The sequence below is a fragment of the Octadecabacter ascidiaceicola genome (assembly GCF_900185015.1).
Taxonomy (GTDB): Bacteria; Pseudomonadota; Alphaproteobacteria; order Rhodobacterales; family Rhodobacteraceae; genus Octadecabacter; species Octadecabacter ascidiaceicola.
This window is the reverse complement of record NZ_FXYD01000009.1, coordinates 1-8,244: the sequence shown is the minus strand read 5'-3', so window position 1 is coordinate 8,244 and position 8,244 is coordinate 1. Positions and strand designations below refer to the sequence as shown.

Genomic DNA, 8,244 nt, shown 5'->3' with positions numbered 1-8,244 from the left:
TTGCAACAATTATGGCAGGACTGTTCTTGTCGTCGGCCTATCAGATCATGCGTCAAGCCTTGGCTGAGCGTCGGGAAGCGTCAACTCATAATCAGGTTAAAGTATGATGGAAACAAATCTTGTTATTCTAGGGCTAACTATCGCGTTTAGCACTCTTGCAGCTATACTTTGGTCAATTTTTTGCCCCACGCGGCGCTTATGGCCACCACAGAAATACACAGCTTTAACCCCCGTGCTGGTTTGGGTTCCAACTTTCACTCTATTTGCCGTTTTGGTCATTTTGGGAATTTTGGGCTGGCAAGCCGTAGCTTTCCCAAATTGGGTACGGCTCGGCATTGGTGTACCCTTTATCATTTTGGGTCATTTGGGTGTGTGGTCGGAGGTCATGAAGTTCGGCGTTCCACAAACGGGCGGAGCTGTGGGTGAGTTGAAAACAGACGGCCTATATCGCTTCTCTCGAAACCCTCAATATGTAGCCGACATAGCCATGGTTGCAGGCTGGTTGATTTTGTCGGCTGCGCCGTCAGCTATGATTGTGGGAGCCGTCGCCATTGCCGTGTTGATCGCTGCGCCATTTGCCGAGGAGCCTTGGCTTGAAGCCAATTACGGTCAAGCCTACAAAAATTATAGGCTGCGTGTCCGACGGTTCCTATGATTGCAGGAACTTGTAAGAAATTGATTTTTGACACCTTTTCTCTAAAGTGTCTCAAGTAAACGACCGTTCACTTGAGACACTTTTCCCATGAACCAACACACACCGGCCTCAAAATTTGTAGCTTACTATCGCGTTTCGACAACGGGGCAGGGCGAAAGTGGACTAGGATTAGAAGCGCAGCGTATGGCCGTGCAAGCCTACCTTGCCACCAATCCAACAGCGGAGCTGGTGGCGGAGTTCACGGAGATCGAGAGCGGCAAAAAGAAAAACCGGCCAGAGCTGGCCGAAGCTGTCAAGAACTGTAAACGCGAGAAGGCAACGCTTGTGATTGCCAAACTCGACCGGTTGGCACGGAACGTGCATTTTGTATCTGGCTTGATGGAAACAAACATAAATTTTGTGGCGTGTGACAACCCACACGCAAACCGCCTTATGGTTCACATGCTGGCTGCATTTGCAGAGCATGAACGCGAAATGATAAGCCAGCGGACAAAGGACGGCCTAGCAGCGGCCAAAGCCCGTGGTGTAGAGCTGGGGAGAGCCGGAAAAGATCGAGCGAAAGAGAACCGGCAAGCAGCGGACGACTTCGCCAAATTTACAGCCGAGCAAATCCGCCAGATCCCCGAAGATCTACGCACAACTATCACCAGCTTGACCCGTGAGCTAAACGCTAGAAAAGTCCCAACTGCGCGGAACGGTGTTTGGGATCGACAGAGAGTTTACCGTTTGTTGAGACGAGTTAATGAAATGGGGGAGATAATTTGAGCCATTTAGATGACTTAAAGAAGCAGAAGCTGCAAGTAATCAACAGTCTAGCTCAACATAGATCATACAATACTGTTTCAGGTGAGTATGAAAATGTCGGAAGGGTGCTGCGAAAGAGCAAATATGAACGAGATAGCAATGCAAGGTATTACTATTTTGGTGGCACGGCTTCTTTGAGCGAGCTTGAACAAATTAAGAGTCGAATAAATACTGAACTTGAACCGATACGGCGTTTGCGCAACCAAATGAGCGTAATAGATGGCGAAATTGAAAAAGAAGAGCGGAAGCAAAAAGCGCTTACAGACGATAGCCATTATAAGCGCCGCGAGCTTATGAAGGATCGGCACAAGCAACTTATGCAGCTTCTAGATAGGATGGATCAATCAAGATTAGCGCAGGGAGTGAGCGCCGTTCAAATTGAGCAGGAGCGCACTCGCCGTGCAGAGATCAACCGCCAAATTCAAAGCCTTATTAATGAAAACGACGATCAAGATCGGGCAGAATTGGACGGCCTGTTTGATGAATTAAAGAGTCTTGCGATTGGAGGTCTAGGTGATTGATGATCTAGGGCGTCGCTTAAGCCACCAAGCCAGCCAACAACGAGAAAAAGACCGGCAAGCAGATGCTAGACTTGATCGGCAACAGCAACACCGTGAATGGCTTGAAAATTCTCGCGTTTTGAACCGTGCTAGAGAGCAACAACGCAAGGATGATACAAGAGCCGTAGAACTGGAACAGAAGCGCCAAGACAGCCTTGCAGGTCAAGCTGAAAAAGCCGCGATATCTCGCGACGAGCAAGAAGAGATAACCCATCGCGAACAATCGTTGCAGCTTATCGGGGCGCACATTTACCGGCAAAATTTAGAAGCGGATTTTGACCATCTTGTGAACGTCAAAAATGTTGAGGTTCAAGAACACGATCTAATCACCGGCATTGACACCAGAAACCGGCTAACGACAGACAACAACACCGCTCGCAATCAACGCCGTGAAATCCGTGAACATACAAAGGCGTATATTCGAGAACGTCTTACCGATTTTTACTTGGCAGAAGCCGCTAAAGTAACGGCACAACAAAACCAAGAGCGAACGATTAAGGCTGAAAGCGCCGCCCGCATCCGCGAAAAGTGGACTGATAACGACATAAGAAAAGATTTTGAGCTGTTTATGGCCGAACTGGCGCAAAAAACGAAGGCTTGGCAAACAAGCGACATTGAGGGCGTGTTGCGTAAGCTGAACGAGGCATAATTTTTCAAACGTTGGAATTTGTGGTATACTTAGCGATCCTTAATCACTGAAGAATAACTGAAAAAACACCGATATCAGCGGAAGATAAAGCCCAAAAACTCTGGGGTTTGGGGCAAGAAAAACGCATTCGCGGCGACATTATCCGCAAGCTTGAAGATGGCGAAGAACTGACAGCCGAAGAAGCCGCCTTACATGGCGACCTAGTGTCAAACGTTGAGCCAACCTTACGCGAGACAGCATTAGCTGTAGCTCAAACCGCCTTTAAAAATTTGCGCGATGGTGCCGCTACACCAGAAGAAACAGAACAGATGGTGCGCGAGATTATCAAAACAGTAACGGGCAACGACTAGTTATCACTACAACTAACTTTTGTGATATAGAAGTTAGGCCAGGTGCAGCGCATTGCATCTGGCCTAATTTAGTTTTTAGGATCGGGAAAATTGGCATATTTGACGGTTAAAAAGGTCAAAGGCCGTTACTACGGCCATACGCCGACAACTCCCCTGCCCCTTTGTTTAACTAGGCAAAATAGAAATTTCTTAAATTCTAGCTTTTAAGCTTTTGTGATTTTTAGCTTTTAAACTTTTAAGCAGTTTGTTAGGCTTAGTATATGGGATATATCGTATCATTTATTGCTCAAAAAGGCGGCGTCGGGAAATCCACCCTCGCCCGTGCTTTAGCTCGTGAAGCCAGCGCCGGTGGTTGGGACGTGAAAGTTGCCGACCTAGACACACAACAAGGCACTGTTGCCGACTGGCACAAGGTTAGGCTTAACTCTGGCTATGATCCTGTAGGCTCCGTTGAGGTTTTCGGAACTGTAGCAACAGCCCTTAAGAACGCTGATAATCACGACTTGCTCGTTATGGATGCAGCCGCCAGAGCCAGCGCCGTAACCGCCGATTTAGCTAAACACTCTCACTTGTCTGTCATACCAACATGCGCCAGCCGTGATGATCTAATGCCAGCAATCAGACTAGCAAACGAGCTACGCAAAACCGGCATACCCACCAACAAAATTGCCCTAGCTCTTACACGAGTAACGACAGAAGCCGAAATTCGGGAAGCTCGCGAGTTCATAGCCGAAGCCGGTTACACCGCTTTAGACGGCTGTTTGTACGAGAAACCAGCATACCGACAGGCTCAAAATACTGGCTTGGCCGTAACCGAAACGCGCTACAAAGCTTTGAACGAAAAGGCAGAAATTCTTATGCAGTCTATACTTGATAAAATCGCACAATAATGGTCACAAAATTACCAAAAAAACCCGCCAAGAAAAACCGACTAGGCACACCGCCAGCCGATGCAAGCACAGCCTTGGAGCAACCAGAACACGCGCCAGCAAAGCCAGAACCGGCAGCTAAAGCCGTTCGGAAAAAGACAGGACGAACCGAACCTTTTGGAACGCGAGTAAGTCCCGAATGGATGAAAGAGTTTAAGATGGTTGCCGTTCAAGACGGCCTTAAGCATGTTGAATTACTTGAGGAAATGTTAGCTGTATATAAGGCCCAAAGAGAAAAAGCTTAAATTTTAGCTTTTAAGAATTTAAGCTTTTACGCTGTTATAAAAAATAGCCGACTATGGTGGCGCGCAAAATTCGCCCTCTAAGCGCCTAGATGATCGTTTTGGCACCCCCACCAACTAAAAGTCCGAAAAACGCCTGTAGAGGCTGTTTCTGGCGTCCAAAATCGAAGTTTGGGGCAGGGGGCGGCGCAAAGATCGGCGTGGCGCGGAACTTATAGGTTTTTGGTGGGGTGGTGATGGTTGATTTAGCTTAACTGCACATTGCGGCCTCATTTTTAGACAGCCGATTTTCTAATCTAGAACCTCACCCTATGTTTTAAACCCTTATCGCTTTTCTAACTTCTTAAAACCAAAAAAGAAAACTAGCTGCTGCTAGTTAGTAGTTAAGTATCTTTGATACTCTTTCTTTTAGCTAGAAGGTGTATTTTTGAAATACCCAAACCCTTATAAATAAAGAGTTTTAGAGCTTTAAGGGGATAGTGGAATCGTGGTCAAAAAAGGCTTGGGGGGATAGTAGAATCGTGGTTGGTTTTTCAGAGCTGTTTTACCCATATAAATAAGGGCTTTGAGGGCTTAGGGGGATAGTAGAATCGTGGTTGTCTTTTTAGACTTGCTTAAGCCTTATAAACAAAGGGTTTTGAGCGTTTCTTGTTGTTGCTTAGGGGGATAGTGAAATCGTGGTCAAAGGGGATAGTAGAATCGTGGTTGATCTATTTTAGGGGGATAGTGAGACCGTGCTTAGGGGGATAGTGAAATCGTGGTTTAGCTGCCCTTAGAGGGATAGTGAAAAAAAATTGACCTACCCCCTAAGTGTGGTAGTCTTGTTCATAATAAACCACAAGAACAATGATTCGAGCAGATATGGCGGCGTTACAGCTACAGCGTTACCTTGAACGCAACACAATCAAGCACCCCACGGCATTGCTACACTATGAGCGGCGTTTGTCAGACTTTGAGCAAGGTATTTTGTTCTTATGTGTTCACATCATTGCGAAGATGGAACGAGCGCCAGATGGTTTTTACTATCTCGAAAAAAGCTTGGTTAGAGCGGTTATGCGGCAAGAGGGAAACCAAGACTATACTCGGATAACCGAGGCGGTGAAAACTATCTCAAAAACAGATTTGCGCTTTAATTTTATGGGGCAAGATCGAACATTTGATAGTTATGAAGCCCCTTTGATTATTGGTCGGGCGACTAATAAAGGGCGTGGCGTTATAGCCTTTGAAGTTCATCCACGTATTGAAAAACTCGTGAAAGACCCGCGTGTGTTCGCACGGCTGAACATATACTTTATTTCAGCTCTAGCAGACGTTCGGAGGGGCTATTCCTTCTATGCGTTGTTTCGCGATCTAGTGGATAGAACCAAGAGCACAGAGGTTACGTTAGATTACTTAGAATTGCGCTCTTACTTGGGGGTGGAGCCGAGCGCTTACCCAGCGTTTAAAGCTTTTAAGCAGTGGGTTCTTAAGCCCTTACTAGATTCTGTAAACGAGCGCACAGATTTGCAGTTAAGTTATGAGCCGGTGAAGACAGGGCGCAAACTGACACACCTAAAATTTACCATTAAACCGCAAGCTTGGCAGCTACAGCTTTTCGAGGCTGAACACGCTGAACGAATGGTGACAGAGCTGGCTAAGAGCTTTGACGGGGCATTGATCGAGAACAAAAAAGAGCCGGCACAGATTGAGGCCGGCGCAAGCGGTGAACGTGCCGGCTTAATCGACAAATGCGTTAAGCTGGGGGTTACGTCAAAGACGGTTGAGAGAGCTTTAAAGGCTTATGGCGTGCAAGGGGTGGGGGAGATAATCGCCCACACTGAAAGCCGGTTTAGAAAGATGGATGCTAAAGGCGAAAAATACGATGCTAAAAATTATCTCGCCAAGATGTTAAACGAAGGGGTTGGAGTCAAAGCAGCAGCCGAACGTCAAAAGGCAGAAAAGGCGGCTCAAGCTCTAGCCAAACGAGAAGCGGCCAGATTGGAGCTGTCTAAGGCGGAACAAGCCGCAGAGGCGCTAGAGGCCGAATTTAAGGACCACCAACGGAAACGGGCAACAGAGCTGATAGAGACACAAAGCGCGGCCAATATGGTAGAACTAAGCGCCGTTGTTGGTGACTTAATCCCACCCCTTCCCGACTATCGCAACCGCTGGCGATCAATCGAGGGGGAGATTAAGAAACTTGACCGGCGTAAAATCACAGATCGAACAATCTTTAATGGCTACGTTGTGCCAGAAGCCTTAAGGCTATGGGGAAAGCCCGAAGATTTAAATTTAGCGACATACAAAAAGTCTAAATTAATAAAAGCTTAAATTCTAGCTTTTTATAGTGAGTATTTGCACGAGGCCATGTTTACGGGTAAAATGTGAATATGAACGCACATCTAAAAGACAGTTTACAGAGCGCAGAAAGAACCTTGCCAGAGGCAGGGCAAGAAGCCTTGGCGAATGTGATCGAGGCTTTTACCTTGAACTATGGACTAACGGCAGAGGCCAACTTTACAGGGGACGAACTGGCCGAAATTCGCCAGCTCGCTACAGAGCCTTTTGTAGAAGCAGACCCTAAAGAGGTTGCGGACTTTTTCGCGCAAAATGCCTCATAAGGTAGTTTTCGGCCAACAAGCTCTAAACAAGCTCAAAAATATCAACGTGTATCTGGTGGAGCGTAGCCCAAACGGAGCGCAAAACGTGCCCCGTGACATAGAACGCGCTGCGGAACTGCTAGGGCATTTCCCAATGATGGGGGCGCAGATCGAGCTAACGAGCGCTCGTTTCCATATTACGCGCAAATACAAGTACCGGATCGTGTATCGAGTTTCGGGTGAGCGAGTGGAAATATTGAATGTTTATCACCCCAGCCAGAGCCGGTAAGCTAAATTATGTTAAATTTTTGTTTTCAGACTGTTATCCGTGGCTAGGATGAATGCACAGCGTGTGATCGGCCAAAGCCGTCAGAACGTTGCAGTCTTCGGATAATCCCGAACCATCACAGCAATCAGAAATACGCTTAAGTTCCTTTTCTAAAGAGCGCAGCTTTTTGATTTTAGCACGGACGTCTGAGAGCTGTGCGGTAGCAATGGCCGTCGCCTCGTCACAAGAGCGGTCGGGGTGTTCTTGTAACTCGATCAGCGATAATATTGCTTCGATGGAAAACCCCAGCTCTCGTGCGTGTTTGATGAAGCTGAGCCGCTCTAATCCCGCTTGATCATAGCGCCTTTGATTGCCGTTGGTACGCTCTGGCGCAGCCAGTAAACCCGCTTCTTCATAGTAGCGGATCGTTGGTATTTTGACCTTTGTTTTTTTCGAAAGCCCACCAATTGAAAACATTTTGAAATTTCTCTTGAACCTCTAGTTACTAGAGACATTACACTATGTGCAATGAAGTTTCAAAAGGGTTCTGGCATGGCTGGATGTTGCGGACATGACGCCAAGTTTGAGGGCGTTTCAGATGAGTACAAGCGACGGCTTTGGATCGTCATTGCCTTAAATGCGATCATGTTCGTTGTGGAGATGAGTGCCGGTCACGCGGCCAAGTCTCAAGCGCTTCAAGCCGACGCGCTCGATTTTGCGGGGGATGCGCTAACCTACGGCCTGTCGCTTGCGGTTATTGGTGCGTCCTTACAGGTACGAACAAAGGCCGCGCTCGCAAAAGGCATTAGCTTGTTTCTGATGGGGGCGTGGGTCTTGGGTTCGACTGTCTACCGCGTCTTTTACGTTGGCATTCCAACCGCAGAAATCATGGGATTGGTGGGCTTCTTGGCCTTGGTGACAAATCTCGCCAGCGTGTTGCTTTTGGTGCGTTACAAGGATGGTGACGCCAACGTGCGGTCAGTTTGGCTTTGCTCACGCAATGACGCCATAGGCAACGTAGCGGTTATGTTTGCTGCTTTGGGAGTGTGGGGAACGGCCACCGGTTGGCCAGACTTAATCGTTGCAACAATTATGGCAGGACTGTTCTTGTCGTCGGCCTATCAGATCATGCGTCAAGCCTTGGCTGAGCGTCGGGAAGCGTCAACTCATAATCAGGTTAAAGTATGATGGAAACAAATCTTGTTATT

Annotated in this window: 12 protein-coding genes; 11 read left to right on the top strand and 1 reads right to left on the bottom strand. The window is 47.5% G+C overall.

Annotation, left to right across the window (positions count from 1 at the left end; all coding sequences use genetic code 11):
* Positions 1-103 precede the first annotated feature (103 nt).
* The 10 genes from OCA8868_RS16385 (at position 104) to OCA8868_RS17065 (ending at position 7,057) form a co-directional block, all read left to right on the top strand.
* A complete protein-coding gene (locus OCA8868_RS16385; RefSeq protein ID WP_093997672.1) occupies positions 104-655 on the top strand; it encodes a methyltransferase family protein in 552 nt (183 codons plus the stop codon).
* Between the two features lie 87 nt (positions 656-742).
* On the top strand, positions 743-1,420 hold the full coding sequence (locus OCA8868_RS16380) for a recombinase family protein (RefSeq protein ID WP_093997671.1): 678 nt from the start codon (positions 743-745) through the stop codon (positions 1,418-1,420).
* Positions 1,417-1,980 carry a hypothetical protein gene (locus OCA8868_RS16375; protein WP_093997670.1) on the top strand — a complete coding sequence of 188 codons (564 nt, stop codon included), beginning with the start codon at positions 1,417-1,419 and terminating at the stop codon, positions 1,978-1,980. Before OCA8868_RS16380 ends, OCA8868_RS16375 begins: the two co-directional genes overlap by 4 nt.
* Positions 1,973-2,668, top strand: a complete 696-nt coding sequence (locus OCA8868_RS16370; RefSeq protein WP_093997669.1) for a hypothetical protein — start codon at positions 1,973-1,975, stop codon at positions 2,666-2,668. Before OCA8868_RS16375 ends, OCA8868_RS16370 begins: the two co-directional genes overlap by 8 nt.
* A 107-nt stretch (positions 2,669-2,775) precedes the next feature.
* Positions 2,776-3,018, top strand: a complete 243-nt coding sequence (locus OCA8868_RS16365) for a hypothetical protein (protein WP_093997668.1) — start codon at positions 2,776-2,778, stop codon at positions 3,016-3,018.
* Positions 3,019-3,278: 260 nt separating this feature from the next.
* Positions 3,279-3,908 carry a nucleotide-binding protein gene (locus OCA8868_RS16360; RefSeq protein WP_093997667.1) on the top strand — a complete coding sequence of 210 codons (630 nt, stop codon included), beginning with the start codon at positions 3,279-3,281 and terminating at the stop codon, positions 3,906-3,908.
* Positions 3,908-4,192, top strand: a complete 285-nt coding sequence (locus OCA8868_RS16355; RefSeq protein WP_093997666.1) for a hypothetical protein — start codon at positions 3,908-3,910, stop codon at positions 4,190-4,192. The genes OCA8868_RS16360 and OCA8868_RS16355 overlap by 1 nt, the downstream gene beginning before the upstream one ends.
* Before the next feature lie 843 nt (positions 4,193-5,035).
* Positions 5,036-6,499, top strand: coding sequence for a replication initiation protein (locus tag OCA8868_RS16350; protein ID WP_093997665.1), 1,464 nt, complete (start codon positions 5,036-5,038; stop codon positions 6,497-6,499).
* Positions 6,500-6,552: 53 nt separating this feature from the next.
* A complete protein-coding gene (locus tag OCA8868_RS16345; RefSeq protein ID WP_143849684.1) occupies positions 6,553-6,789 on the top strand; it encodes a hypothetical protein in 237 nt (78 codons plus the stop codon).
* Complete coding sequence (locus tag OCA8868_RS17065; RefSeq protein WP_093997663.1) at positions 6,779-7,057, top strand: type II toxin-antitoxin system RelE/ParE family toxin; 279 nt, start codon at positions 6,779-6,781, stop codon at positions 7,055-7,057. Before OCA8868_RS16345 ends, OCA8868_RS17065 begins: the two co-directional genes overlap by 11 nt.
* Before the next feature lie 33 nt (positions 7,058-7,090).
* On the opposite strand, the gene OCA8868_RS16335 is transcribed toward OCA8868_RS17065, so the two are convergent.
* The gene (locus tag OCA8868_RS16335) at positions 7,091-7,513 is read right to left on the bottom strand and encodes a MerR family transcriptional regulator (RefSeq protein WP_093997662.1); all 423 of its coding nucleotides are present in this window, start codon (positions 7,511-7,513) and stop codon (positions 7,091-7,093) included.
* A 75-nt stretch (positions 7,514-7,588) separates the two neighbouring features.
* On the opposite strand from OCA8868_RS16335, the gene OCA8868_RS16330 reads away from it, so the two are divergent.
* The gene (locus tag OCA8868_RS16330; protein WP_093997673.1) at positions 7,589-8,224 is read left to right on the top strand and encodes a cation efflux transmembrane domain-containing protein; all 636 of its coding nucleotides are present in this window, start codon (positions 7,589-7,591) and stop codon (positions 8,222-8,224) included.
* The last annotated feature ends 20 nt before the right edge of the window (positions 8,225-8,244 follow it).